The organism is Methylobacterium sp. GXF4, assembly GCF_000272495.1.
Lineage (GTDB): Bacteria > Pseudomonadota > Alphaproteobacteria > Rhizobiales > Beijerinckiaceae > Methylobacterium > Methylobacterium brachiatum.
This window is the reverse complement of the sequence record NZ_AKFK01000077.1, coordinates 80,804-104,686: the sequence shown is the minus strand read 5'-3', so window position 1 is coordinate 104,686 and position 23,883 is coordinate 80,804. Positions and strand designations below refer to the sequence as shown.

24 protein-coding genes are annotated in these 23,883 nt (G+C 71.0%); 11 read left to right on the top strand and 13 right to left on the bottom strand.

Translation table 11 applies throughout. The features are described 5' to 3' along the window. The first annotated feature begins 103 nt into the window (after nucleotides 1–103). On the top strand, nucleotides 104–1,390 hold the full coding sequence (locus WYO_RS21585; RefSeq protein WP_039903659.1) for a hemolysin family protein: 1,287 nt from the start codon (nucleotides 104–106) through the stop codon (nucleotides 1,388–1,390). Nucleotides 1,391–1,393: 3 nt separating this feature from the next. Here the strand turns inward: WYO_RS21585 and gltX are convergent, their stop codons facing one another. Further along, complete coding sequence (gene gltX, locus WYO_RS21580; protein WP_007566459.1) at nucleotides 1,394–2,734, bottom strand: glutamate--tRNA ligase; 1,341 nt, start codon at nucleotides 2,732–2,734, stop codon at nucleotides 1,394–1,396. 149 nt (nucleotides 2,735–2,883) lie between these two features. On the opposite strand from gltX, the gene WYO_RS21575 reads away from it, so the two are divergent. Further along, nucleotides 2,884–4,155 (top strand): FAD-binding oxidoreductase, encoded by a 1,272-nt coding sequence (locus WYO_RS21575; protein ID WP_007566457.1) that lies wholly within the window; start codon nucleotides 2,884–2,886, stop codon nucleotides 4,153–4,155. A 4-nt stretch (nucleotides 4,156–4,159) separates the two neighbouring features. Here the strand turns inward: WYO_RS21575 and WYO_RS21570 are convergent, their stop codons facing one another. Continuing rightward, entirely contained in the window at nucleotides 4,160–4,630 is a 471-nt protein-coding gene (locus WYO_RS21570; protein ID WP_007566455.1) for a hypothetical protein, read from the bottom strand. Beyond that, complete coding sequence (locus WYO_RS21565) at nucleotides 4,627–5,043, bottom strand: hypothetical protein (protein WP_007566453.1); 417 nt, start codon at nucleotides 5,041–5,043, stop codon at nucleotides 4,627–4,629. Before WYO_RS21565 ends, WYO_RS21570 begins: the two co-directional genes overlap by 4 nt. Nucleotides 5,044–5,351: 308 nt before the next feature. Between WYO_RS21565 and WYO_RS21560 the strand changes: the two genes are divergently transcribed. The 3 genes from WYO_RS21560 to WYO_RS21550 are packed head-to-tail and all read left to right on the top strand — an operon-like array spanning nucleotide 5,352 to nucleotide 8,228. After that, the gene (locus WYO_RS21560) at nucleotides 5,352–5,891 is read left to right on the top strand and encodes a TadE/TadG family type IV pilus assembly protein (protein ID WP_007566451.1); all 540 of its coding nucleotides are present in this window, start codon (nucleotides 5,352–5,354) and stop codon (nucleotides 5,889–5,891) included. Continuing rightward, on the top strand, nucleotides 5,885–6,532 hold the full coding sequence (locus WYO_RS21555; RefSeq protein WP_007566450.1) for a TadE/TadG family type IV pilus assembly protein: 648 nt from the start codon (nucleotides 5,885–5,887) through the stop codon (nucleotides 6,530–6,532). The genes WYO_RS21560 and WYO_RS21555 overlap by 7 nt, the downstream gene beginning before the upstream one ends. Then, nucleotides 6,516–8,228 (top strand): pilus assembly protein, encoded by a 1,713-nt coding sequence (locus WYO_RS21550; RefSeq protein ID WP_007566448.1) that lies wholly within the window; start codon nucleotides 6,516–6,518, stop codon nucleotides 8,226–8,228. The genes WYO_RS21555 and WYO_RS21550 overlap by 17 nt, the downstream gene beginning before the upstream one ends. A gap of 132 nt (nucleotides 8,229–8,360) precedes the next feature. Here WYO_RS21550 and dksA read toward each other — a convergent pair whose 3' ends face one another. The 3 genes from dksA to WYO_RS21535 all read right to left on the bottom strand — a co-directional run bounded on the left by dksA (nucleotide 8,361) and on the right by WYO_RS21535 (nucleotide 11,344). Then, nucleotides 8,361–8,780 carry an RNA polymerase-binding protein DksA gene (gene dksA / locus WYO_RS21545; protein WP_007566446.1) on the bottom strand — a complete coding sequence of 140 codons (420 nt, stop codon included), beginning with the start codon at nucleotides 8,778–8,780 and terminating at the stop codon, nucleotides 8,361–8,363. Between the two features lie 171 nt (nucleotides 8,781–8,951). Next, on the bottom strand, nucleotides 8,952–9,968 hold the full coding sequence (locus WYO_RS21540) for a hypothetical protein (protein ID WP_007566444.1): 1,017 nt from the start codon (nucleotides 9,966–9,968) through the stop codon (nucleotides 8,952–8,954). 2 nt (nucleotides 9,969–9,970) lie between these two features. Continuing rightward, nucleotides 9,971–11,344: an MBOAT family O-acyltransferase gene (locus tag WYO_RS21535; protein WP_007566442.1), complete on the bottom strand. Its 1,374-nt coding sequence runs from the start codon at nucleotides 11,342–11,344 to the stop codon at nucleotides 9,971–9,973. A gap of 258 nt (nucleotides 11,345–11,602) precedes the next feature. Between WYO_RS21535 and WYO_RS21530 the strand changes: the two genes are divergently transcribed. Continuing rightward, a complete protein-coding gene (locus tag WYO_RS21530; RefSeq protein WP_007566439.1) occupies nucleotides 11,603–11,857 on the top strand; it encodes a type II toxin-antitoxin system prevent-host-death family antitoxin in 255 nt (84 codons plus the stop codon). After that, nucleotides 11,854–12,297 (top strand): type II toxin-antitoxin system VapC family toxin, encoded by a 444-nt coding sequence (locus WYO_RS21525; RefSeq protein ID WP_007566438.1) that lies wholly within the window; start codon nucleotides 11,854–11,856, stop codon nucleotides 12,295–12,297. Before WYO_RS21530 ends, WYO_RS21525 begins: the two co-directional genes overlap by 4 nt. A gap of 7 nt (nucleotides 12,298–12,304) precedes the next feature. Here WYO_RS21525 and WYO_RS21520 read toward each other — a convergent pair whose 3' ends face one another. Further along, complete coding sequence (locus WYO_RS21520) at nucleotides 12,305–13,552, bottom strand: Hsp70 family protein (protein WP_007566436.1); 1,248 nt, start codon at nucleotides 13,550–13,552, stop codon at nucleotides 12,305–12,307. A gap of 166 nt (nucleotides 13,553–13,718) precedes the next feature. Here WYO_RS21520 and WYO_RS21515 point away from each other — a divergent pair, with 166 nt between their 5' ends. Further along, the gene (locus WYO_RS21515; protein ID WP_007566434.1) at nucleotides 13,719–15,215 is read left to right on the top strand and encodes an ATP-binding protein; all 1,497 of its coding nucleotides are present in this window, start codon (nucleotides 13,719–13,721) and stop codon (nucleotides 15,213–15,215) included. A 116-nt stretch (nucleotides 15,216–15,331) separates the two neighbouring features. Here WYO_RS21515 and WYO_RS21510 read toward each other — a convergent pair whose 3' ends face one another. Beyond that, nucleotides 15,332–15,760, bottom strand: a complete 429-nt coding sequence (locus tag WYO_RS21510; protein ID WP_039903625.1) for a flagellar assembly protein FliX — start codon at nucleotides 15,758–15,760, stop codon at nucleotides 15,332–15,334. A gap of 242 nt (nucleotides 15,761–16,002) precedes the next feature. On the opposite strand from WYO_RS21510, the gene WYO_RS21505 reads away from it, so the two are divergent. The 3 genes from WYO_RS21505 (at nucleotide 16,003) to WYO_RS21495 (ending at nucleotide 18,043) form a co-directional block, all read left to right on the top strand. Next, complete coding sequence (locus WYO_RS21505) at nucleotides 16,003–17,142, top strand: flagellar basal body P-ring protein FlgI (protein WP_007566431.1); 1,140 nt, start codon at nucleotides 16,003–16,005, stop codon at nucleotides 17,140–17,142. An 81-nt stretch (nucleotides 17,143–17,223) separates the two neighbouring features. Next, the gene (locus WYO_RS21500; RefSeq protein WP_007566429.1) at nucleotides 17,224–17,583 is read left to right on the top strand and encodes a rod-binding protein; all 360 of its coding nucleotides are present in this window, start codon (nucleotides 17,224–17,226) and stop codon (nucleotides 17,581–17,583) included. Next, nucleotides 17,570–18,043, top strand: a complete 474-nt coding sequence (locus tag WYO_RS21495; protein ID WP_007566427.1) for a hypothetical protein — start codon at nucleotides 17,570–17,572, stop codon at nucleotides 18,041–18,043. Before WYO_RS21500 ends, WYO_RS21495 begins: the two co-directional genes overlap by 14 nt. An 8-nt stretch (nucleotides 18,044–18,051) precedes the next feature. On the opposite strand, the gene WYO_RS21490 is transcribed toward WYO_RS21495, so the two are convergent. From WYO_RS21490 to WYO_RS21470, 5 genes are all read right to left on the bottom strand, one after another. Continuing rightward, complete coding sequence (locus tag WYO_RS21490) at nucleotides 18,052–18,381, bottom strand: hypothetical protein (RefSeq protein WP_007566424.1); 330 nt, start codon at nucleotides 18,379–18,381, stop codon at nucleotides 18,052–18,054. Between the two features lies 1 nt (nucleotide 18,382). Then, nucleotides 18,383–18,643: a hypothetical protein gene (locus WYO_RS21485; RefSeq protein ID WP_007566422.1), complete on the bottom strand. Its 261-nt coding sequence runs from the start codon at nucleotides 18,641–18,643 to the stop codon at nucleotides 18,383–18,385. A 102-nt stretch (nucleotides 18,644–18,745) separates the two neighbouring features. Continuing rightward, nucleotides 18,746–20,347, bottom strand: coding sequence for a hypothetical protein (locus WYO_RS21480; RefSeq protein ID WP_007566420.1), 1,602 nt, complete (start codon nucleotides 20,345–20,347; stop codon nucleotides 18,746–18,748). A gap of 2 nt (nucleotides 20,348–20,349) precedes the next feature. Continuing rightward, nucleotides 20,350–22,251 carry a flagellar hook-associated protein FlgK gene (gene flgK / locus WYO_RS21475; RefSeq protein ID WP_007566418.1) on the bottom strand — a complete coding sequence of 634 codons (1,902 nt, stop codon included), beginning with the start codon at nucleotides 22,249–22,251 and terminating at the stop codon, nucleotides 20,350–20,352. A gap of 34 nt (nucleotides 22,252–22,285) precedes the next feature. After that, nucleotides 22,286–23,677 carry a flagellar hook-basal body complex protein gene (locus WYO_RS21470; protein WP_007566417.1) on the bottom strand — a complete coding sequence of 464 codons (1,392 nt, stop codon included), beginning with the start codon at nucleotides 23,675–23,677 and terminating at the stop codon, nucleotides 22,286–22,288. Nucleotides 23,678–23,883 lie beyond the last annotated feature (206 nt).

The window sequence follows — 23,883 nt, the reverse complement described above, 5'->3', positions numbered from 1 at the left end:
AGGCTTGGCCGTTGAACGGTCCGGGCTGTGGCCCCATGTTAGGATCCCGTGTCATCAGAGGAAGCCCGGCCCGCGCTGCGGGATCGCGGCTCTGCAAGCCCGCCTGCTCGAGCTCGTCACCGTCGTCCTGCTGATCGCACTGAACGGCGTCTTCGCTCTCTCCGAGCTGGCGGTGGTCTCGTCGCGCAAGAGCCGCCTGCGCGCCTATGCCGACGCGCGCCGTCCCGGCGCGAAGGCGGCCCTGGCGCTCGGGGAGGAGCCGGGGCGCTTCCTCTCCACGGTCCAGATCGGCATCACGCTGATCGGCATCCTGTCGGGCGTGGTCTCGGGTGCGGCGCTCGGCGACCGTCTGGCGCTGACGCTGATCGATCTCGGCCTGCCCAAGGGCTGGGCCGACACGCTGGGCTACACCCTGGTGATCGGGGTGATCACCTACCTGTCGGTGATCATCGGCGAGCTGGTCCCGAAGCACCTCGCCTTGCGCAACCCGGAGGCGATCGCCTGCGCGGTGGCGCCCGGCATGCGGCTCGTCGCCCGGGTCGCCCTGCCGGCGGTGTGGCTGCTCGACGCCTCCACCCGGGCGGTGTTCCGGCTGATCGGCCAGGAGACCGAGAGCGCCAGCGCGGTCACCGAGGAGGAGATCCGCAGCCTCGTGGCCGAGGCCGAGACCGCCGGCGTCATCGAGGGCGGCGAGCGCGCGATGATCTCCGGCGTGCTCCGGCTCGGCGACCGGCTAGTGCGCGGCGTCATGACCCCGCGCACCGAGGTCGTATGGCTCGACCTCTCGGACGATCCCGACACCATCCGGGAGCGCCTGCTGGCGAGCCCTCATGCCCGCCTGCCGGTGGCCGATGGCGGCCCGGACGCCATGATCGGCGTCGTGCAGGTCCGCGACCTGATCGGCCCGCTGTCACGCGGCGAGCCGCTCAACCTGCGGGCGCATGTCCGCCGGGCTCCCGTTCTGCCCGATACGCTCGACGCCCTCGACGCCCTCGACGCCCTGCGCAAGGGCCCCGTGCCGATGGCGCTGGTGCATGACGAGTACGGCCATTTCGACGGCCTGGTGACCCCCGCCGACATCCTCGACGCCATCGCGGGCGCGTTCCATTCCGAGAGCATCGAGCCGGACGCGGTGCGCCGACCGGATGGCTCCTGGCTGATCGCCGGGTCGATGCCCGCCGACGAGCTGGCCGACCAGCTCGGCCTGCGCCTGCCGCCCTCGCGCGACTACGCCACCGCCGCCGGCCTGGTCATCGCGGCGCTGCAGCACCTGCCCGAGACCGGCGAGACCTGCGAGATCTCAGGCTGGCGCTTCGAGGTGGTCGATCTCGACGGTCGCCGGGTGGACAAGCTGCTGGTCACGCGGCTGGAGGAAGCCGAGGCGGAGTAGGCGCTACGCCGCCTCGCCGGCCAGACGCCGCGCCGCCCGGTCGCGCCCGATCAGCGGCAGCAGCCCGGCGAGGTCCGGCCCGTGCTCCAGGCCGGTGAGCGCGAGGCGCAGCGGCATGAACAGGCCCCGTCCCTTGGCGCCGGTGCGGCTGCGGATCTCGGTGGTCCAGGCCTTCCAGGTCTCGGGGCCGAACGGCTCCGCCGGTAGCGTCTCCCGGGCCGCCGCGATCACGGCTTCCTCGGTGATCACCGGATCGATCGGGCCGGCCACGACCTGCCACCAGTCCCGCGCCTCCGAGACCCGTCCGAGATTGGGCTGAACCGCCCGCCAGAACGCCTCCGCGGTCTCGTGCGGGATGCCGAGATCGGCCAGGCGCGGGGCCACCTCAGCATACGGCATGGCGTGGACGAGCTTGGCGTTGAGCCCATCGAGCTCGGTCGGGTCGAACCGGGCCGGCGCGCGGGAGATCTCGCCGAGATCGACCAGGCTCGCCAGCGTGTCGAGATCGGGCACCGCGCGGACCGACTCGGCCGAGCCGGTGAGCACGGCGAGCGAGCGCACCGCCGCCGGCTCGTAGCCGGCCTCGCGCAGGCCCCGCAGCGACAGGTGGCCGAGCCGCTTCGACAGCCCCTCCCCGTCCGCGGTGGTGAGCAGGTTGTGGTGGCCGAAGACCGGCACGGCGGCGCCCAGAGCCTCGAAGATCTGCACCTGCACGCCGGTATTGGTGACGTGGTCCTCCCCGCGGATGACGTGGGTGATTCCGAGATCGGCATCGTCCACCACGGAGGGCAGCGTGTAGAGGTAGCTGCCGTCGGCGCGGATCAGAACCGGGTCGGACAGCGACGCGCAATCGACATGGGCCGGCCCGCGCACGAGGTCGTCCCAGGTGACCGTGCGCGCGTCCAGCAGGAAGCGCCAATGCGGCCGGCGACCCTCGGCCTCCAGGGCGGCGCGGTCTTCGGCAGTGAGCTGCAGGGCCGCCCGGTCGTAGATCGGCGGCTGGCCGCGGCCGAGCTGGCGCTTGCGCCGCCGCTCCAGCTCCTCCTGGGTCTCGTAGCAGGGATAGAGCCGCCCCGCCGCGCGCAGGCGGTCGGCGGCGGCATCGTGCTGGGCCTTGCGGTCGCTCTGGCGGGCTAACAGGTCCGGCTCGATCCCGAGCCAGGCGAGATCCTCCTGGATCGCCTCGGCGAATGTTTCGGTGGAGCGCTCGGCATCCGTGTCGTCCAGGCGCAGCAGGAACCGGCCGCCCGCCTTTCGCGCGAACAGCGCATTGAGCAAGGCCGGGCGGGCGTTGCCGATATGCAGGTAGCCGGTGGGTGAGGGAGCGAAGCGGACGAGCGTCATGATCCGCTCTGTAGCCGATCCGCACCGGGTTTTGCGCGTCTCCTCGCGCATGGGTGGCGCGAACCGCCCCCGCCCCGGCACCAGCCCGCTACCCACCGCCGGCAAAACCCGTCAGAACGCCACGCTTGGTGCGGGTCGGGATAAGCGGAATGGACGAGACGGCCGATATCGTGGTGGTCGGCGGCGGGATGGTCGGGCTGGCCTGCGCCATCGCGCTCAAGGATCGCGGTCTCGACGTGGTCCTGTGCGATCCCGGCGAGGCCCGGGCCCGGACCTCCTACGGCAATGCCGGCGTGGTCAGCCGCGGCTCGATCCTGCCGATGTCGAGCCCGGCCCTGTGGGGCAAGCTCCCGGCCTATCTGCGCAATGCCGACCGCGGCCTGCGCCTGCATTACAGCCACCTGCCGCGGATCCTGCCCTACACCGCGCATTTCCTGGCGAGCGCCCGGGCCTCGCGCTGGCGCCGGGCCGCCGCCGCCCTGCTGCCCCTGACCAGCGCCGCCTACCCGGCCCATGAACGGCTGGCTGCCCGGGCCGGTACCAGCGAGCGGCTGCAGCGGACCGGCTGGCTCAAGGCCTACCGCACCGAGGCCGCCTTCGCGGCGGCATCGCTGGAGCGGGAGATTCTCTCCGGGCACGGGGTCGCGTTCGACATCCTCGACACCGCCGGGATCCGCGATCTGGAGCCAGCTTTGGTCCGCCCCTACGCGCGGGCGATGCTGCTCACCGAGACCGGCTCGGTGCGCGAGCCCGGGCGCCTCGTCGAGGCCTGCGAGGCCCTGTTCGCGGGCCTCGGCGGAAAACGCCTGCGCGGCAGCGTTCAACGGCTGGCGCCGGAGGCGGAGGGCTGGCGCGTCGTGACCGAGGCCGGCGCCGTGCGGGCCAAGCAGGTGGTGCTGGCGGCGGGCGCGGCCTCCGGGGCGATCGCCAGGACCCTGGGCTACCGCTTCGCGGTGGCGGCCGAGCGCGGCTACCACCGCCACTACGCCCTGCACCCGGACAGCCCGCCCCTGACCCGGCCGGTGCTCGATACCGGCGCCGGCTCGATCCTTTCGCCGATGGGCGACCATCGGGTCCGGGTGCTCTCCGGCGTCGAGCTCAACGCCCGCCACGCCGAGCCAGACCACACCCAGATCGAAGCCGCCTCCCGCGAGGCGGCCGAGACCCTGCGGCTGGGCGGGCCCCTCGACAACGAGTCCTGGCTCGGCTCGCGCCCGTCCACCCCCGACGGCATGCCGGTGATCGGCCCGGCGCCCCACCACAAGGGCCTGCTCTTCGCCTTCGGCCACGGCCATATCGGCCTGTCCACCGGGCCGATCACCGGGGAGATCGTGGCCGACCTGGCCACCGGGCGGAAACCGGCGGTGCCGGTGGCGCCCTTCGCGCCCGAGCGCCTGCTCGGCTGGCCGCGGCTCCTCTGAGCCTCTAGCGCCAATCGTAGGGGTTGTCGGGCTCCAGCGCGGCCTCGATCCGCCGCAGGGCCGCCGGCTGGCGCTGGAGATCGGCCTCCCGGGCGAGCGCCCGCAGGAAGGCCCGGGGGCCGTGTTCGAGATCCCGGGCCAGGCCGTCATGGCGCTGGGCCGGCTCGATATGGGGCGGATTGACGGTGACGAGATAGTCGAGCCCGCAGGTCGGCGGGTCGATCCCCAGCCGGTAGCAGATCTGCACCCTTGCGAAGGGCTCGCCGGGGCGGCGCACGACCCGGTAGCCGCCGCGCGTGAACGCGCCGCCGGTGGCGCGCTCGGCATAGGCGAGCGTCCCGTCCACCGTGGCGAGGCTGTCGGTGTGCCGGCTGCGCACGAGGTCGATCGCGGCCCGCTCGGTGGGCAGGAACGGCTGTGCGACGGCCCCGGACGCGACCGAGGCGGCGAGCAGAGCGAGGGCGAGAGGTCTCACGGCTTCCTCATGCAGACGGCGACCGGCTCGGCATCCTTGGCGGCCTTGGCGGTCATGTCGAGGCAGCCGACCGTGGCCACGCCGTCGGTGACGGTTACGGACGGCACCACCGCCATGCCCCGGCAATAGGCGCCGATCAGCACCTCGTCGCGATGGCAGGCCACGTCGAGCCGGATCAGCGTGTTCATCGCCGGCCCCGGAGGGCCGGCAGCGCCCGCCGGCCCGCGATCCCCCGCGGGGCCGCGCTCGCCGGTGGCGCCGTTCAGGCCCGGCGGCCCCTGCGGCCCCGGAGGGCCCGGCTCGCCCTTCGGACCGGGCGGCCCGGCCGGCCCCGGCTTCGGCGCGTCGCAGCCGGCAAGCGCCAGCGCCGCGATCAGCCCCGAGACGAGCGCGGCCTTACCAGGGGACGTCATGCGGTTCTCCGGCCGGATGCCGTCGACGAAGTGGCGCCGGGGGGCCGGGCGTCAATGGCAGCGCGTCACCGCGCAGACCCCACGCCCGACCGATGCACACAACCCCAAGTAGAATACTTGAACTCATCGTGATCTGCTTGGTCGGATTAAGTGTTTCGCAAACGATTGGCCGCACATGACGGCATCACATGGTCTTCGTGCGGCAATCTGAGTCAATGACTCGACGAGTACAAATAGTTCCACGAGCGAAACCTACCTCAGGTTGCCTCCTGACGCGCCTGCGGCGGGATGCGGGCGGCGCGGCCGCTGTGGAATTCGCTCTGGTTGCCCTGCCGTTCCTGGCGCTGGTCGGGGCGGTCTTCCAGATCGCGTTCCAGATCTGGGCGACCCAGAACTTCGACCGCGCCCTGCAGAACGCGGTCCGGTCGATCTTCACCGGGCAGTTCCAGAACGCCAATGCCGCGCAGACCGAGGCCGCCACGATGCTGGCGGCGCTGAAGACCACGATGTGCGGCACCGGCGCCGGCACCATCCCGACGGTGTTCAACTGCCAGGCCGTCAAGATCGACGTGTCCACCGCCGGCACGATGGCCGGTGCCAGCGCCGCGACGCCGGTCAACGCCACCACGGGCACCTGGACCACCGGATTCGGCTCGAACTACGCCTGCGCCAAGCCCGGCACGATCGTGATCGTGACCGCGGCTGTGCAGTTCCCGACCCTGTTCAACCTGATGGGCCTCACCACCAAGGCGTTCACCAGCGGCACCGGCGCCGGATCGAGCCTGCTCACCTCCACGGCGGTGTTCCGGACCGAGCCCTACCAGGTCACCGGGCAGAACCCGTGCTGAGGCGCCTGGTCCGCAGGACGGCGGGGCTGCGCCGGGACCGGCGCGGCAGCGCACTCACGGAATTCGCCGTGATCCTGCCGGTGCTGCTGGCGATCTGGGCCGGGATGACCGAGCTCGCCCACGCCATCGACGAGTGGCGCAAGCTGACCCTGCTCGCCCGGACCGTCGCCGACCTGACCGCGCAGGGCGACACGCAGAACCCGATCGGCCCGGCGCTGATGACCGACATCGTCGCCTCCGCCGCCAAGGTGATGCGCCCGTTCGACACCAGCAAGATCCAGATCGTCGTCAGCGCGATGGGCGTCGACCTGAAGCGGCTGAACCTCCTGCCGCAGGTCTGCTCCAGCGTGGCGAACGGCAACGCCAAGCCCCGGTCGACGGGCACCGCCACCGACCTGCTCGTGCCCGCGGGCTACCAGACTTCGGGCATGCGCTACGTGCTGGCCGAGGTGAGCATCAGCTACACGCCGATGATCGGCTCCGCCCTGGTCAAGCTGGTCAAGGGCGTCGGCAACACGATCACCCTCTCGGCCTCCGTCCCGTGGCCGACCCGCGGCGGCACGACCTACGGGTCGAACACCTACACCGAGGTCATTCTACCGGGCACCACCCAGAAGGCCTGCGATGCCCCGTTACTCTGATCGCGCCCGCCGGCCGGGGTCGCTCGGCTTCGCGCGGGAACGCGGCGGCAACGTCGCGATCCTGTTCGCCTTCCTGAGCGTGCCGATGCTGATGTTCACCGGCGCGGCGATCGATTACGGCTTCGCGACCCGGCTGGAGACCAAGCTGCAGGCCGCGACCGACGCGACCGCGCTGCTCCTGTGCCAGACGCCGCTCACCACCTCGAACGCCGACCTCAACCGGATGGCGCAGGCGGCGATGAACGGCGCCATGGGGGCGTCCGACCTCGTGGTCGACACGCTTGCGATCACCAGCAATCCGCGCCAGATCACCCTGACCGCCCACAAGCTCTCGACCGTGTTCTTCGGCAAGGTGACCGGGACGAACCGCATCAACCCGGGCGCCACCGCGCAATGCGCCACGCCCCTGCCCAAGACCTTCGAGATCGCGCTGGTCCTCGACAATACCGGATCGATGGCGGCCTCGAGCGGCGGCCAGTCGAAGCTGCAGGCGGTGCAGAGCGCGGCCACCGACTTCATCAATTACGTCTACACCAACGCGGCCTTCTCCAGCGCGACCCGGGTCTCGATCGTGCCGTTCGCCGGCGCCGTGGCGGTCGATCCGGTGACCAATCGCTATGCCGGTTGGATCGACCAGACCGGGAAATCCAGCCTCCACTGGACCAATGTCCTATCTGCCAGCGGATCGGGCTTCGCCAGCCGGTTCGACATCTTCGCCAAGCTGCAGGCCGCCAATTCTGGCTGGGGCTGGGCGGGATGCCTGGAAACCTTGCCTTATCCGCTCAACGTCCAGGACGGCGCGCCGACAGCGGCGAACAAGGATTCTTATTTTGTCCCCCTGTTCTCGCCGGATGAGCCGGGAGACGCTAGCAGCGGATACAGAGATTTCAGCGATAGCAGCGGCAGCTATCGATCGTACAATAGTTACATCGACGACGATACCAGCAGTTCCGGCGGCGCCTGCCCCGTCAAGGGCTTGTCGTACGACGCCGCGCTTGGTCGGGCCTGCAAGTACACCAGCCCCCGCAACGCCACGTCCAACAGCTATCTCGGGATCCCGAACGGGCCGAATTTCGGCTGCACCACGAGGCCGCTCCTGCCCCTGACGAACGACACCGGCGCCCTGAAGGGCCTGATCAACAACATGGCGCCCCTTGGCGCGACCAACATCCACGAGGGCTTCATGTGGGGGTGGCGGACGCTCTCGCCGAAGAGCGTCTTCGCGGGGACCAGCACGCCCGCGGCCTACGCGCCGGCGTCGAACGCCTCGAATTCGACGACCATCAACAAGATCATCATCCTAATGACCGACGGCACCAACAGTTGGTCGACCAACGCGAGCGCCCCCACCGGATCGCTCTATTTCGCCGCCGGTTATTTCCAGAACGCCAATGACACGAGCGCGAACGTGCGTCTGCCGCCCAACAACCAGAACGTGAAGGATACGACGTCCGCCCGCAACGCGCTGGACGCCCTCACGGCGGAGGCTTGCCGGAACGCCAAGGCGGTCAACATCGCGATCTACACGATCGGCTTCAGCGTCCCCTCCGACCCGATCGACGCCGCGGGACAGACGCTCCTGCGAAACTGCGCCACGAATCCGGGCCAGTTCTACCTGGCCAACACCTCGGACGACCTGATCAAGGCGTTCAAGCAGATCCAGGCGAGCATCGGCGCGCTGCGGCTGACGCAATAGGCGACGCGGTCGGACAATCCGGGCGGCGGGTCGAGGCCACCCGGGGATCGCGCGCCGCCCTCGGTTGCTTCCCGGCACGCACGAGGGCGGCGCGCGCCGGAATGCGCTCCGGCGCCGGGCCGGAGCCGCCCCTCAATCGTCCCGATAGACCTTCTCGCGGCGCTCGTGCCGCTCCTGGGCTTCGAGCGACAGGGTCGCGATCGGCCGGGCGTCGAGGCGGCGGAGCGAGATCGGCTCGCCGGTCTCCTCGCAATAGCCGTAGGACCCGTCCTCGAGGCGGGCCAGGGCCGCGTCGATCTTGCCGGTGAGCTTGCGCTGCCGGTCGCGGGCCCGCAGCTCGATCGCCCGGTCGGTCTCCGACGAGGCGCGGTCCGCCAGGTCGGGATGGTTCTCGTTCTCGCTCTGCAGAGCGACCAGCGTGTCCTGCGCCTCGCGCAGGATGTCGCTCTTCCAGCTCAGGAGCTTGCGCCGGAAGTACTCGCGCTGCCGGTCGTTCATGAAGGGCTCGTCGTCGGACGGGACGTAGCCGTCCTCCAGCGTCACCTTCGCCATGCGTCACCCTCGCTGGATCATAACCGCCCACCAGGGGATGGCCGGTGCGCGGCGATAACGTGAGGTGCCGTATAGTCGAGGTGCGTAATCGCGACAACGCGCAGCGTTGCAGGGCTCGGAACTTGTCTCGAATGCGTTCGCACCTGCGGCAAACAAGCCACGGTCTAGGGCTTATTCTGCTGCATGCCTGCGCAATCTGACGATCGCCGCGGCGATCTCGTCCGTCAGCGATCGGGCGAGCGGCAGCCGATAATGGGTCTGGTCGAAGAACAGATCGGGGTCGGCGGCCTGCGGGTGCCGGTCGCGGCCCTCGACGACCGTGCTCAGCGGATGCATGGCGAGCGCCGAGCGCACCTCGGCGCGGCACGCGGCCTCGGCCGCCGCCCGGGGGCTGCCGGCCGGCGGCTCGGCCCGGGCGTAGACGGGCGGGAAGACCAGGACCACGGCGGTCTCGGCCGGGACCCGCGCCAGCTCGGCGCGCAGCCGGTCGCCCACCGGGAACGGGCCGCCGTGATGCGGCTCGGGCTCGGGGCCGACGGGGCGTTCGAGCGCGGCCTTCTTGGCCGGGTCGCGGCCGAACCCCTGGCTCAGATAGTTCGACTCGTAGTCCCACCAGCCGTCGGCGGCGGCCTGCTTCCGGCGCGGGTTCAGCAGCCAGCCGAGGCGGTTGATCGTCTCCTGCGCGGCGGTGAAGCGCAACAGGCCCTTGAGGTAGGCGGGCCAGTCGCCGACCAGCCAGTACGGGAAGCCGTGCTCGCTCGGGAAGCTCGGGTCGTCGGAGCACCAGAACGCGTCGGACGAGAGCACGATCGCCTCGGGTCTGGCGTGGTGCTTCAGATACCAGTCCAGCAGCGCGAATTGCTCGGATGGGCCGGTCGCCGGCACCGAGAGCTGCACGAACGGGATGCCGGTCAGCCGGGTCAGCGAAGCCGGCTCGATCAGCTGGATGTGGGAATTGCCGATCACCGCCCCCGCATAGGCCGGGTCGCGGCCGCGCAACGCCGAGGCGGTACGCGGGCCCTGGGGGCGGACGGCCCCGCGGGACAACAGGGTCGAGCGGCCGGTGTCGTAGGGGTCGACCAGCACCGCCAGGCCGAGATAGGCCGCGGACAGACCGGCCATCGCCAGCAGCACGGTGCGGACGAAAGCGCGCCAGGCCCGGTCCTGTGGGGGGTGAGCGAGCGCCATCCTCAGAACTGGAAGTAGATGAACTCGTAATTCGCATCGTCCCCGATCTTCAGGAGGACGACGACGAACAGGAGCGCGAAGCCGAAGGCCAGGATGCGTTTGGGCGGCAGGCGGTGCACCGCGGCCCAGGCGGTCGGGCCGATCGTGGCGACCAGGGCCGCCACCGCGATGGTGCGCCACTTGAAGCCCGAACCGTGGGGCGCGAGGCCGAACAGGCCGTTGAAGATCAGCAGCGCCGCCTCGAAGCTGGTCGCCCGGAACAGCACCCAGGTCAGCATCACGAACAGGCTGGTGAGCAGCCAGCCGAGCGGCGCCGGCACGCTCAGCCGCGCCCGTCGGGCCAGGACCCCGGCGCCGAGGCCGAGCCCGTGGAGGGCGCCCCAGGCCAGGAAGGTCAGGCCCGCCCCGTGCCACAGGCCGCCCAGCGTCATCGTGGCGGCGAGCGCCCCGATCTGCCGCTTCAGGCCGCGCCGGTTCCCGCCCATGGGGATGTAGAGGTAGTCGCGCAGGAACCGCGACAGGGTCATGTGCCAGCGCCGCCAGAAATCGCGCAGCGAGGTGGCGCGATAGGGCGCGTCGAAATTCTGCGGCAGGACCAGCCCGAACAGCAGCGCGATGCCGAGCGCCATGTCGGTGTAGCCGGAGAAGTCGAAATAGATCTGGAAGGTGAAGCCCAGCGTCGCCTGCCACGCCTCCGCGACGGTGATCACTTTGCCGGCGGCGGCCGCCTGGAACACCGGATTCACGTAGGCCGCGAGCGGGTCGCCCAGAAACACCTTCTTGGCAAGACCCACCGTGAGCAGCATCAGCCCGCGGGCGAAGCGCTCGGCGGCGTCGGGCCGCGCGTAGGGCTGCTCGTCGAACTGGTGCATGATCTCGCTCCAGCGCACGAGCGGGCCGGCGAGAACCTGCGGGAAGAAGGCGATGTAGAGGGCGTACTTGGTCAGCCCGAAGGCCGGCGCCCGGCCGGCCCGCAGGTCGGCGAGATACATGATGTGGTGGAAGGTGAAGAACGAGATGCCGAGCGGCAGGGCCAGCCCGAGCCGCGGCGCCTCCAGCCCCGGGATCAGGTTGGCGAGGTCGGCGAAGAAGTCGAGATACTTGAACAGCCCAAGCAGGGCGAGGTTGGCGGCGATCGCCCCCGGGATCAGCCAGCGCCCGGGCCACCGCCGGTAGAGGCGGGCCACGCACCAGTTCGCCAGGATCGAGCCGGCGAGCAGCGGCACGAACCGGACATCCCACCAGCCATAGAAGACGAAGGACAGGACGACGAGCAGCGGCAGCCGCCAGGCCGGGGCTGCGCGCGCCACCAGCGCGTGCAGGATCAGCGCGGCCGGGAGGAAGGCGAGGAGGAAGACGAAGGAGTTGAACAGCATCGGGCGGGGCGGCGCGCAGGGGAAGGATGGGCCGCCGGTCTCTCCGGGCGCGAGGCGCCTGCCTTGTCGGGGATCGCGGCGGGCCCGTCAATCGCGGGCTTCCGGCCTCGGGCGCGGATCGCGGGTGGAGGCTGCGCCGGTCCCCTCATGAAGCGGGATCGCAACGAGAGACGGGAGCCGCTGCGCCACAATCCGGATTGTTCGTCGGTCGCCAAGGTTCTAACGTATCAACGTTTCCGTCGCCCAGGAGGGCCGGGCATGACCGTCACCACCCTGTCCAGTCGCGCGTTCCAGCAGAACGCCAACCAAGCGCAGAAGGCCGCCGAGCACGGCCCGGTCTTCATCACGCGGCGCGGCGAGCCGGTGCAGGTGCTCTTGAGCATCGAGGAGTATCGGCGGCTCACGGGGCAGCGCCGCAGCCTCGTCGAGGCGCTGTCGAAGCCCGGGCTTTCGGAGATCGCGCTGGATATCCCCACGGCCAGCGACCTGCCGCGGGCGGCGGATCTGTCGTGACGTTCCTGCTGGACACGAACGTCGTGTCCGAACTGCGCAAGGTCGGTGACGGCCGGGCGGATCCCAACGTGGTGCGCTGGCTTTCGGCCCAGGATGCGGATCGCTTCTACCTGTCGGCGATCACCGTGATGGAGCTGGACCTCGGCATCCGCCTGGCCGAGCGGCGCGACCCGGCGCAGGGCGCGCATCTGCGCGCCTGGATGAACGAACAGGTCCTGCCGGAATTCTCCGGGCGGATCCTGCCCGTCGACACGGCGGTGGCCCTGCGCTGCGCGGCCCTCCACGTCCCGAACCCGCGGCCCGAACGGGATTCGCTGATCGCCGCGACGGCTCTGGTGCACGCGATGACGGTGGTCACCCGCAACGGAGTGGATTTCGCTCCGACGGGGGTGCGGATCCTCGATCCCTGGACCAGCCGCCCATCGGTCCCGGGCGGCTAACGCGCGCTCACCCCGCCAGCCGCCCCGCCTCGATGGTCAGGCCGAGGCCCACCGACCCGAACGTGTCGCCCTCCACCACCCGGGCCGCGGGCAGCGCGGCGGTGAGCGCGGCGCGCAGATGCGGCAGGCCGGTGGAGCCGCCGGTGAGGAACATGGCGTCGATCCGCTCCGGCCCGAGCTCGGCCTGGGCGAGGCAGCGGGCGATCCGGGCGGCAACCGACCGGGCGAGGTCGCCGGTCTGCGTCGAGAGGGTGTCGCGGCTCACTTCGGCCGCGAGCCCCGGCTCGATCAGGCCGAGGTCGAGAGCGGTCGCGCCGGCCTCGGAGGCGGCGATCTTGGCGCCCTCCACGGCCCCGGCCAGCGCGTGGCCGCGCTCGCCCTCCACCGCGGCGCGCAGGCGCGCGACGAGGTCGGGCTTGGCGCAATCGCGGATCACCTCGTCGATCTCGCGCAGGGTCTTCTGATTGTAGAGGCGGTTGATCGCCGACCAGGTGGCGAGGTCGTGGTAATAGGCGTTCGGCACCGCGAGGTCGCCGCGCCGCATCGGGCTGCCGAGGCCGAGCAGGGGCATCACCGTGCCGAGGCTGAGCTGCCGGTCGAAATCGGTGCCGCCGATGCGCACACCGTCATTGGCCAGGATGTCGCCGGCCCGGTCCGGGCGGCCCCGCCGCTCGGGCGACAGGCGCACGATCGAGAAATCCGAGGTGCCGCCGCCGATATCGGCGATCAGCGCGATCTCCTCCGCGCGGACCTGGCGCTCGTAATCGAGAGCGGCGGCGATCGGCTCGTACTGGAACGAGACCTCGCGGAACCCGACGTCCCGGGCGATGTCGCGCAGCGTGTCCTCGGCCCGCCGGTCGGCCTCCGGGTCGCCGTCGACGAAATGGACCGGCCGGCCGTGGACCACGGTGTCGAGGGATTGCCCGCAGGCCGCCTCGGCCCGCGCCTTCACGGCCGAGAGGTAGCGGGCGATGATGTCGCGCAGGCGCAGACGCTGCCGTCCGACCGGGGTCGCCTCGTCCATGAGCGGCGTGCCGAGCACCGATTTCAGCCCGCGCATCAGCCGGCCGGCATGGCCGTCGACATAGGCCGCGGTCGCGGCCCGGCCGATCAGCGGCTCCTGGCCGAGCTCGAAGAAGATCGCGCTCGGGATCGTCCGGTGCGTACCCTCCAGCGGCAGCAGGGTGGGTCCCGCCGGTGCGAGATGCCCCAGGGTGGTGTTCGACGTGCCGAAATCGAGGCCGCAGGCCGCCATCGCGTGAGGGATCCGGTTTGTTTCGAGGGAGGGCGGCCCCTACAGGGCGGCGGCGCCCGGGTCCAGCGCGGCCGCGACATTGCAGCCGCGCGGCAGCCTCGCGGGAAGCGTGGACAGCGCGTCCGGGGGAGGCCCGGATCCCGCCCCGGCATGCTATGGAGCGACCATGCGTTCCGATATCGATCTCGGCCTGACCGGCGAGCGCCCGGCGCTCCTCGACCTCACCGAACTGCTGGCCACCCGGCTCCTGGTCCAGGGCAATTCGGGCTCCGGCAAGTCGCACCTGCTCCGGCGCCTGCTGGAGCAGAGCGCCGGGCTCGTGCAGCAGGCGGTGATCGATCCCGAAGGCGATTTCGCCAGCCTCGCCGACCGCTACGGCCACGTGGTCGTGGAGGCCGACGGCGACGACGTCGCGCTCCAGCGCATCGCCGCCCGGGTGCGCACGCACCGGGTCTCGGTGGTTTTGTCGCTGGAGAATCTCGACGCCGAGGGGCAGATGCGCGCCGCCGCGGCGTTCCTCGGCGGGTTGTTCGACGCCGACCGCGACCATTGGTACCCGATGCTGGTGGCCGTGGACGAGGCGCAGCTCTTCGCCCCCGCGGCGGCCGGCGAGGTCTCGGACGAGGCCCGCCGCCTGTCGCTCGGGGCCATGACCAACCTGATGTGCCGCGGCCGCAAACGCGGGCTCGCCGGCGTGATCGCCACGCAGCGCCTCGCCAAGCTCGCCAAGAACGTCGCGGCCGAGGCCTCGAACTTTCTGATGGGCCGGACCTTCCTCGACATCGACATGGCCCGCGCCGCCGACCTGCTCGGATTGGAGCGCCGCCAGGCCGAGACCTTCCGCGACCTGCCCCGGGGCCATTTCGTGGCGCTCGGGCCGGCTTTGTCGCGGCGCCCGCTGACCATCGCGGTGGGGCCGACCCTGACGGTGAGCCGCAGCTCGTCGCCGGTGCTCGTCCCCCTCCCCGACCCGACCGAGGATGCAAGGGCGCTGATCCTCACGGCGAGCCCGGCCGACAGCCTGGCGCCGCCCATGCCCCGGCCGAAGCCGCGCCCGGTGGCGGCCCCGGACGTGCTCGTCCAGCTCGCGAGCTACCGCCCCCCGGCCCCGGCGGAGGAGCCCGAAGAGGAGCCGATGGATCCGGAGGCCCGCGAGGCCGCCCTGGCCGAGGTCCTAGCCTCGGTCCTGGCCGATGCCGACGCGGCCGCCTGCACCCCCGCGACGCTCTATCAGGATTTCACCGTCCGCTGCCGGATCCGGCGCCTGCGCGGCGACACGATGGGCCTGCCGGAATTCAAGCGCCGGCTCGCGGTGGCCCGGGCCGAGGCCGGCGGGGCGGTCGCCGACAATTCCACCTGGGAGCGGGCCCAGGAGATCGCGGCCGGCCTTCCGGACGATCTGGCCGGCCTGTTCCTGGTGGTCGCCCGCGCGGCGATCGAGGGCGCCCCCTGCCCCACCGACGCGATGCTGGCCGACGCCTACGGGACCAGCTCGGGCGGCCGCGCCCGGCGGATGCTGGCCTATCTCGAGGAGCGCGGCGCGATCGTCACCCGCAAGGACCTGCGCGGCGCGCCGATCATCGCGGTGCCGGATCTCGGGGTCGAGACCGGCCCGGGAGAGCCGCAGATGCTGCCCACCGGGCCGAAGCGGCGGGCGGGGTAGCGATCGTCAAGCGCTCCGTCATTGCTGTGGAGCGAAGAAAGCCAGGGACACGCCACATCTCGCGATCGCGCGCTGCCGTGGGTTGCTTCGCTCCGCTCGCAAGGACGGCGGCCCATCTATGCGCCGCGCCGGCCTTCCAGCTTGGCGAGTTCCACCGCGGCGCGCAGCTCGATCTCGCCCATGAGCGCGTCGAGCCGCGGATCGCCCGAGGAGGCCGAGCGCTCGGCCAGGCGGCCGGCGATGGCGCGCAGATCCTGCGGGGCGACGCGGCCGCCGAGGAGCGCGGCCTTGAGCCGGTCGAGACCGTCGAGCAGGTCGTAGCCGCGCTTGGCCGCGCGGCGGCGGCGCTCCTGCGGAGTCTCGGCCTCGCCCTGAAGCAGCAGCACCGCGTCGAGCCCGGCCAAGGTCGCGGCCGCGGCCGGCGCGCCGGTGCCAGAGGCAGAGGCCGGCGCCGCATCGAGGCTGAAGCCGCGACCGCCCTCGACCCGGGCCTTGGCCGCGACGCCACCGGCATTCTGGATCGGCTGGCGAGTCTCGACGCGCATGATCGTGTTCGTGTCGCTCCGGGCGCCCCTGCGCTCCCCGGACACTCGGCCGGCAGGGTTAAGCACCGGTAAACAGGGCGGCAGAACCTGCCGGGTCGGCATGTTCGGTGCCGGTCGATCAAACCATCCCGACGCTGCCCGGCCAAATAATGATCCATTCGGCCAGATAGTTAGGTGAAACGTCCGGCTGGCACGGGGCTGGCAGGAGGGGAGCAGGTCCGTTCACCCTCGAAAAACCCGGCATGCGCCCGAGCCACCCTTTCCGTCTCATCGCATCGGCCTTCGCGGCGCTGGTCGTCGGCGCGCTGCTGCTGGCGGCTGCCGGCACCCCGGCGCTGGCCCTGTCGCGGGTGAAGGACCTCGCCTCGATCGAGGGCGTGCGCCAGAACCAGCTCGTCGGCTACGGCATCGTGGTCGGCCTCAACGGCACCGGCGACACGCTCAACAACATCCCGTTCACCAAGCAATCCCTGCAGGCGATGCTGGAGCGGCTGGGCGTCAACACCCGGGGCGCCACGATGCGCACCCAGAACCTCGCCGCCGTGATGGTGACGGCGAGCCTCCCGCCGTTTGCCGCGCAGGGCACCCGCATCGACGTCACGGTCTCGTCGCTGGGCGACGCCAAGTCCCTCCAGGGCGGCACCCTGCTGGTGACGCCGCTGCTCGGCGCCGACGGCGAGGTCTACGCCCTGGCGCAGGGCTCGGTGGCGATCGCCGGCTTCTCCGCCGAGGGCGACGCCGCCAAGATCACCCGGGGCGTGCCGACCAACGGCCGAATCTCCAACGGCGCCAATATCGAGCGCGAGATCGCGTTCAAGCTGAACGACGCACGCGCCCTGCGCCTGTCCCTGCGCAACCCCGATTTCACCACCTCGAAGCGGATCGCCGCGGCGATCAACGACTTCATGGGCGCCGACACCGCCGAGCCGACCGATCCCGCCACCGTCACGATCCAGATCCCGGCCAAGTACAACGGCAACATGATCCGGTTGATCACCGAGGTTGAGCAGCTGAAGGTCGAGCCCGACCAGACCGCCCGGGTCGTGGTCGACGAGCGCTCCGGCATCATCGTGATGGGCCGCGACGTGCGGGTCTCCACGGTGGCGATCGCGCAGGGCAACCTGACGGTGACGATCTCCGAGCAGCCGCAGGTGAGCCAGCCGGCGCCCCTGTCCAACGGGCGCACCACCGTGGTGCCGCGCACCAGCCTGAAGGTCGATACCGGCGACGGCAACAAGCTGGCGCTGGTCAAGGAGGGCGTGAGCCTGCGCGAGCTGGTCGACGGGCTGAACGCCCTCGGGGTCGGCCCCCGCGACCTGATCTCGATCCTCCAGGCGATCAAGACCGCCGGGGCGCTCCAGGCCGATATCGAGCTGATGTGATTGTCGTGTGCATCGTCCCGAAAGGTGGTTGCCGGCTTTCGGAACGAGACGATGCCCCAGGAAGGACAGGAGGGCCAAATCATGCTGCCACTCGCCAACTTCGCGGCCACCGCGGCCGCCGGCGTCGGGAAATCCATCGCCGCGAGCGTGTCCGACGGCATCCTCAAGACCGGCAGCACCGCCAAGGCGCACAAGACCGCCACCGAGTTCGAGTCGATGTTCCTGGAGAACAGCCTCGACCGGATGATGCAGTCGGAGGGGACCGAGGGCCCGCTGGGCGAGAACGGCACCGGCGGCGGCGTCTACCGCTCGATGCTGACCAAGGAATATGCGGGACAGATCGTGAAGAGCGGCGGCGTCGGCATCGCCGATTCGGTGTTCCGTGAGATCATGAAGCTGCAGGGCGCGTCGAGCGATGGAGCCGTCAATGCAAAGGGCTGAGCCGCTGCGCGTCGGCGACCGGGTCACCGCAGAGGCGCTGGTCGGGGGCGTGCTCGCCAACATGGCCGCGCTGGAGGCGATCCTGGCCGAGGAGGCCGCCCATGTCCGGGCCGGGCGCCTGCGCGAGGGCCTGGCGGCGGCCGAGCCGAAGGCGGCCCTGGCCGCGGCCTACATGCAGGGCCTCGAAGTCGCCAAGGCCAACGCCGTGGCGCTCAAGCGCTTCAACCCGGACGGGGTCGAGACCCTCCGGGCCGCCCATCGCCGCTTCACCGCGGCGGTCGAGGCCAACCAGTCGGTCCTCAACAGCGCGCGATCCGTCTCGGAGGGGCTGATCAAGTCCCTAGCGGACGAGATCGGACGGGCGCAGGTCCCGTCGGGCTACGGCAAGCAGGCCCCCGCCCCGTCCCCGTACGGGCGCGGCGTCCGCAGCGGGCCGCTGGTTCTGTCGCGGAACCTGTAGGGCCGCGCTCAGCGCCGGCCGTTGCCGATCCGCACGTAGGTCCGGACCTCGCCGAGATCGGTGTCGGCACGGTTGTCGATCGCCAGGCGGCCGGCAATCGCGGGCGGGCCCGCTGCGCCGGCGCCGTGTCCCGGGCGCAGGTCGGCACCCGCGATCACCCGTCCGGACACGCGGATGCAGCTCGCGCTGCCGGGCAGGCGCATGAAGCCCGGCCCCTTCGACGGGCATGCCATCGCCGCCGCGGCGGTCGGGGCCTTCTCGAGCTCCCGAGCGGCGGCAGCGTTCGACGCCGCGACGAGGGCGGCGGCCAGAAGCCAGCCGATCCGCTGTCCGGCCATCTCAGGCGGCCCGGCGCGACAGGTCCCGGTGCAGCAGATCGATGTAGCGCTCGACCTCGCCGATGAAGCCGTCGAGATCAGGCTCGAGCAACCGCAGCCGCGCGAGGTCGCGCAGCAGGATGTCGAGCGCAGTCGCGCGGTCGTCGGGCCGGCGGCAACCGTCGAGATAGGTGTCGATCGCCTGCTCGGCCATCACGATGGCGCTGATCTGCGCCGCGGCGCCCAGGCGGCGGATCGCGTGGACGGGTTCGGACAGCGCCATGCGGACCTCTCCTCGATCGGGCGATCGCACGACACGCGACCGCCCGGCGCGATTCACTGCGGGAAAGCGGCAGGACTATGGTCGCGGCACCGAATACAGGCGTCAGCTGATGTAGTTGACCAGCGAGAGCTTCGAGAGCGAGGCCGTGACCTGGTAGCTGGCCTGAAGCCGGTTCTGGACGTCGAGCAGCTTGGCGACGACCTCCTCGGTCGGAGCCTGCTCGATCCCGTCGAGGGTGTTCTGGACCGTCGTCTGGGTGGCGGTGTTGGTGGTCTTGGCGTTCGACAGGCGCGTCGCCGCGACGCTGAGCTGCGTGACCGTGTCCTGGACGCTGGGATTGGTCTGGTCGGAGGCCGACAGCAGCGCCCCGGCCTTGCTGACCACCGTCTTATAGGTGGCGCTGGTGTTGGCGTCGCTCGTGGTCGGCAGCGCGAACGCCATGGTCGCGAGGCCCGCGAGCACGTTCTGGATCGTCTTGTCGTTGGCGCGGGCGCCGGTGCCGACCTGGCCGGTGGCGCTGACCTGGACCGACTGGGTGTCGAGCGCCGTGGTCGGCACGGCCTGGGTCGGGTCCGCCGGCGTCGTGTAGGTGTTCTCGCCCTGGTACCACAGCACCGTGTTGGTCGGGGTGGCGGCCACGTAGCCGGTCGGGTTCTTGGCCGCGTCGTACGCGATGCGCTGGGGCATGATCCCGGTCCCCGAGGGACCGCCCCGGGCCGAGCCGGTGAAGAAGTCCTGGGTGACGGACGCCGTGGCGTTCACCGCCAGGGTGCCGGTGGCCGCACCCTTGAGGGCGTTGGTCAGCGTCGCGGACAGGTTCTTCATCGTGTCGGCCGCGGTGGCGCCGATGGCGAAGCTGGTGGTCGAGGTCGAATCGGCACTGGCGGCCGCGCTCAGGGTGACGGTGGTGGAGGTGCCGTCCGGCATCTTCAGCGCGAAGCTGACGCTGTCGCCCACCGCCGGCTGGCCCGCCAAGCCGATGGTGAGGGCGGCCGGGCCGGTGCCGGTGATCGCGGCGTTGATTGCCGTCCCGGTGGTGGTCGGGGTGCCGGACAGGGTGAAGCCGAATCGGCCCCGGGTCGCGGCGTTCGCCTCGTCGGTCACCTGGACGGAGGTGGCGCTCGGCGCGGTCTGGGTCAGGCGGCCGTTGCCGCCCGGGCCCAGCTCCGCGGTGACGCGCTCGTTGACCAGCGCGGTGAGGCCCGCCAGCGTGTTGCCCTGGCTGTCGGTGGTGCCGTTCAGGATCGTGTCGGCGTCGAGCACCGGCTGGGTGGTGGCGTCGCGGCCGCCGAACAGGTAGCTGCCTGCCGCCGACTGGTTGAGCGTATCGAGCGCCGTCTGCAGGTTGGCAAGCGCGATCGAGCGGCCGGCCGTGGTGTTGGCCGCGATGCTCTGCAGGCCGTTGTTCAGGGCCGTGCGGGCGTCGGTGCCCAGCTTCGCGACCTGGGTCAGGCTGGTGACCGCGAGATTGGTCCGGGTCTGGGCGGCGGTGATGCCGGCGCCGTAGCCGTCGAGCGCGCTCAGGGTCGCCTGGGCGGCGAGCGCCGTGGAGCGCCCGGTGCCGAGCCCGCCATAGGTCTGCGAGACCTTGCCGCTGGAGAGCTGGTTCGACAGGTCGTTCAGCTGGTTCTTCAGCGCCAGCAGCTGCGACGTGTTCCGGTTGGCGATGTAGGAGCCGGCCGCGAAGGGAGAGATCGTCGTCATGGTCAGATCTGCAGCAGCTGGTTGAGCATGTCGCGGGCGGCCGTCAGCACCCGGGCATTGGCGCCGTAGGCCGTCTGCAGGGCGATCAGGTTCGACATCTCCTGGTCGATATTGACCCCCGCCCCGGCGGAGAACCGGCTCTGCGCGGTCGAGAGGGCGGTCTGCTGGGTGTCGTCGAGGGCGGCGGCGTTCGAGGCCGCCGCGCCCTGCGAGGCGATCACGTCCTGGGCGAAGCCGACGACGCTCGCCCGGTAGGGCGCCGAGACGCCCCCGATCCCGCTCGACGACGAGAAGGTCTGCTGGGCCGAGGTCAGCGCGGTGAAGATCGCCTGCGCGCGCCCCCCCGAGGCGCTCTTGTCGGTGGCGCTGGAGGCCGTGAGCGCCGTGGTGTCGCCCGAGAGCGCCGGGTTGACCGAGATCCGCTGCGCGAAGCCGGTGAGCTGCGAGCCGCTGTCGAACGAGCCGGTGAACAGCCGCGGGGTCGGGGGCGGCGCCGCCGACACGTCGGTGAACAGGGCGAGCTGCGGGTAGCCTGTGGTCAGGTCGCCCGGCGAGGTCGGCTGTGTGATGCTGGCGCCGGCCCCCGAGACCTTGTCGGTGCCGGCCGCGGCCGGCCCGATCGTGACCGTTGCCCCGGTGCCGGTGGCGGTGAGGTTGGGGGCGTTCTTGATGCCCGCCGCCGTGGCCCGGCTGCTGAGCGCCGCCAGGGCGGTCGAGATCGCGCTGGCGTAGGTCGCGGGGCCGCCCGAGATGTTGAAGGTCTGGGCCAGCCCGCTGGCATCGTCGGTCTGGCTCGGATCGACCGCGGCGGTCGCGGCGTTCGAGGCGATCAGCGTGACGTTGCGGACCGAGCCGTCGGCGGCGGTGACCGGGATCGTCACGCTGTTGCCGGCCTTGATGCCGGTCAGGTCGATGGTCGCCGAGGAACCGGTCACCGTGCCGGTCACGGCCTTGTCGGTGAGCGCGCTGGCGAGCCCCCCGGCCAGGTCGTCGAGCTGGCGCTGGGCCTGCGGCAGGATCTGGTCACGCAGCTCGATTCCGGCCGCGAGGCTGCCCGACCGGATGGCACCGGGCGCGCCGAGGTCGATCTTGCCGCCGCCCGGGAGCGTCGCCGTGATCGTGCCGACCGTGCGCTGCGTCGGGTCGGTCGAGTAGCTCGAATTGGGGTTGAGCGAGCCGTGGCCGTCGAAGGTCAGCACCGCCGCGCTGCCGCGGTCGACCAGGGTCACGCCCGACCGGGTCAGCACCGAGACCGTCCCGTCCCGCTGGTCCACGGTCTGGACGTCCATGTAGCCCGACAGCGTGTTGATCACCTGGTCGCGCTGGTCTTGGAGGTCGGCCAGGGATGCGGCGTCGGTGGTGTTCTGGATCTTGGCGTTCAGGCTCGCGACGCTGGACAGGAGCGTGCTGGCCGAGCGCGTGTCGGTGCCGAGCTGCGCCTCCACCCCGGTGCGCAGGTTCTGCACCGCGTTGGCGGCGCCGTTGATCTGGCTGGCCAGCGCCGAGGCGTTGCTCAGCACGGTGGTGCGGGCCGCCGCGGAGGTCGGGTTGGCCGACAGCTCCTGCAGCGACTGGGTGAAGGTGTTCAGCGTGCCGTCCAGCGCCGCCGCGCTGCCCGGCGCACCGAACAGCGCGTCGAGCTGGGAGGCGATCCCGGCCTTGGTGCTGGTATAGGCCGCCCCCGAGGTCTCGAGCCGCAGCTGCTTGAGCGCGGCGGCGTCGAAGCTGCGGGTGATCGCCCCGGTGGCGACACCGGAATTGTTGGTCCCGGTGGCGACCGTCGAGAGCGTCCGCTTGACGTAGCCGGCGGTGCCCGCATTGGCGACGTTCTGCGAGACGACGTTGATCGCCGCCTGCGTCGCCGCAAGGCCGGCGGTCGCGGTGGAAAGCGCGTTCAACGACATCTCACGGCCTCCGCGGTTCGGATTGCGTCCTCACTCAGCGGATCACGTTGAGCAGGTCAGACATCATCGTCTGAGCCGTCGACATGACGCGCGTGTTCGCAGAGTAGGCCTGCTGGGTTACGATCATCTTAGAGAACTCGCTCGCAATGTCGGTATTCGACTGCTCATTGCTCGCGCCCGTGATCGTGCTGCCGTTCAGCCCGACCAAAGCCGGCCCGGATTCGGCGGTCTGGAGGTAATTGCCGTTCGAATCGGCCTTGAGCCCGTCGGGATTGGCGAACTGGGCGATGCCCACCGTGGCGAGCCCCAGCACCGAGCCGTTCGAGAAGGTGCCGTTGATCTTGCCGTCCTCGCCGATCGCCACGCTGGTGAGCGTGCCGGCGCTGTTGCCGTTCTGGCTCAGCGTGTTCGTGGTCACGGCGCCCGACGTATCGGCGTACTGCGTCAGCCCGGCCGTGCCGACATTCATGGTCATGCCCGAAAAGGTGTAGTCGCCGACCTTCACGTCGCCGAGCGGGACCGGGCTGGTGGCCGGCGCGGTCAGCTTTCCGGTGGAATCGAAGGTGAAGGCCGTCCCGACATTCTGCCAGGTCGTCGCATTCGCCGAGGCCGTGGGGTCGGAGGCGTAATAGAGGTTCCAGACCGCATCCTGCTTCGGTGTCGTCGAAGCGTCCTGCACTTTAGCCCAGCGCGTGCTCAGGGTTACCGGTGCTCCGGTCTGCGTGTAGGCGGTGATCGACGGGCCCGCGATGCTGTTATTGACGAATGTCCCAGGAGCCGTTGGATCGACCTTGGGATCAATCGAGGGACCGGGCAAGGTCGCGCCTGTGAGGACCACGGCCGCCGGAAGCTGGTTGTAGACGTCGGACCCGGAAGTCGCCGACGCGGTGGTGGCCGGCGTCGCCGGCAGGTTGGCCGCGTAGGTCAGCGACGTGGTCGGCTGGGCCGGAAGCGACGTGTCGCCGATCCGCAGCAGCCCGGTGCTGGTCGCCTGTCCGGTGACCGGGTCGAGGTTGGTGCCGGTCAGGTAGCCGCCGGCGCCGTTGACCAAGTAGCCGTCCTTGTCCTTCGCGAAGTCGCCCCGGCGCGTGTAGACGTTCGTGCCGCTGAAGGTGGCCGCGCCGTTCGAATCGCCGGTCTTGCGCACCACGGTGAAGAAGCCGTCGCCGTTGATCGCCATGTTGGTCGGGACGCTCGAGGCCACGACGTTGCCGGCGATCGTGTTGGTCAGCTGCGACTGCGCCAGGACCGAGCCGGCGACCTCGCGCTTCGGCGTGGTCTCGGACATCATGTCGACGAAGCTGGTGTCGATTCGCTTGAATCCGGTCGTCTGCGAGTTCGCGATATTCCCGGAGATGTTGCTGATGGCGTAGGATTGCGCCTGCAGTCCGGAGACCGAGGTCTGCAGGGCGGTAAAAAGATCCATGGCATGCGATCCCGATACGCGCCGCACTGGCCCGCAGGATCAAGGGACCGCAACCGCCGTGCCAGAGCTAAGCCCTTGATTCGTCAGGCACGGGCCGCCGCCGGCCCGGCAGCCCTCGCCGAGTGGGGATGCCGGCCCGGCAGATTCTGCCGGATCAAGGCTGCACCGGTCCGGCGCGCAGGCCGGCGGGCGTTTACGGGGTGTTA

Bases quoted from the DNA above. Each gene is read 5' to 3' on its own strand.
- WYO_RS21550 (WP_007566448.1), top strand. From the start codon at position 6,516: ATGCCCCGTTACTCTGATCGCGCCCGCCGGCCGGGGTCGCTCGGCTTC.
- WYO_RS21490 (WP_007566424.1), bottom strand. From the start codon at position 18,381: ATGGCCGGACAGCGGATCGGCTGGCTTCTGGCCGCCGCCCTCGTCGCG.
- WYO_RS21500 (WP_007566429.1), top strand. From the start codon at position 17,224: ATGCTGCCACTCGCCAACTTCGCGGCCACCGCGGCCGCCGGCGTCGGG.
- WYO_RS21470 (WP_007566417.1), bottom strand. From the start codon at position 23,677: ATGGATCTTTTTACCGCCCTGCAGACCTCGGTCTCCGGACTGCAGGCG.
- WYO_RS21515 (WP_007566434.1), top strand. From the start codon at position 13,719: ATGCGTTCCGATATCGATCTCGGCCTGACCGGCGAGCGCCCGGCGCTC.
- WYO_RS21505 (WP_007566431.1), top strand. From the start codon at position 16,003: ATGCGCCCGAGCCACCCTTTCCGTCTCATCGCATCGGCCTTCGCGGCG.
- WYO_RS21485 (WP_007566422.1), bottom strand. From the start codon at position 18,643: ATGGCGCTGTCCGAACCCGTCCACGCGATCCGCCGCCTGGGCGCCGCG.
- WYO_RS21565 (WP_007566453.1), bottom strand. From the start codon at position 5,043: ATGACGTCCCCTGGTAAGGCCGCGCTCGTCTCGGGGCTGATCGCGGCG.
- WYO_RS21535 (WP_007566442.1), bottom strand. From the start codon at position 11,344: ATGCTGTTCAACTCCTTCGTCTTCCTCCTCGCCTTCCTCCCGGCCGCG.
- gltX (WP_007566459.1), bottom strand. From the start codon at position 2,734: ATGACGCTCGTCCGCTTCGCTCCCTCACCCACCGGCTACCTGCATATC.
- WYO_RS21575 (WP_007566457.1), top strand. From the start codon at position 2,884: ATGGACGAGACGGCCGATATCGTGGTGGTCGGCGGCGGGATGGTCGGG.
- WYO_RS21510 (WP_039903625.1), bottom strand. From the start codon at position 15,760: ATGCGCGTCGAGACTCGCCAGCCGATCCAGAATGCCGGTGGCGTCGCG.
- WYO_RS21495 (WP_007566427.1), top strand. From the start codon at position 17,570: ATGCAAAGGGCTGAGCCGCTGCGCGTCGGCGACCGGGTCACCGCAGAG.
- WYO_RS21480 (WP_007566420.1), bottom strand. From the start codon at position 20,347: ATGACGACGATCTCTCCCTTCGCGGCCGGCTCCTACATCGCCAACCGG.
- dksA (WP_007566446.1), bottom strand. From the start codon at position 8,780: ATGGCGAAGGTGACGCTGGAGGACGGCTACGTCCCGTCCGACGACGAG.
- WYO_RS21520 (WP_007566436.1), bottom strand. From the start codon at position 13,552: ATGGCGGCCTGCGGCCTCGATTTCGGCACGTCGAACACCACCCTGGGG.
- WYO_RS21530 (WP_007566439.1), top strand. From the start codon at position 11,603: ATGACCGTCACCACCCTGTCCAGTCGCGCGTTCCAGCAGAACGCCAAC.
- WYO_RS21540 (WP_007566444.1), bottom strand. From the start codon at position 9,968: ATGGCGCTCGCTCACCCCCCACAGGACCGGGCCTGGCGCGCTTTCGTC.
- flgK (WP_007566418.1), bottom strand. From the start codon at position 22,251: ATGTCGTTGAACGCGCTTTCCACCGCGACCGCCGGCCTTGCGGCGACG.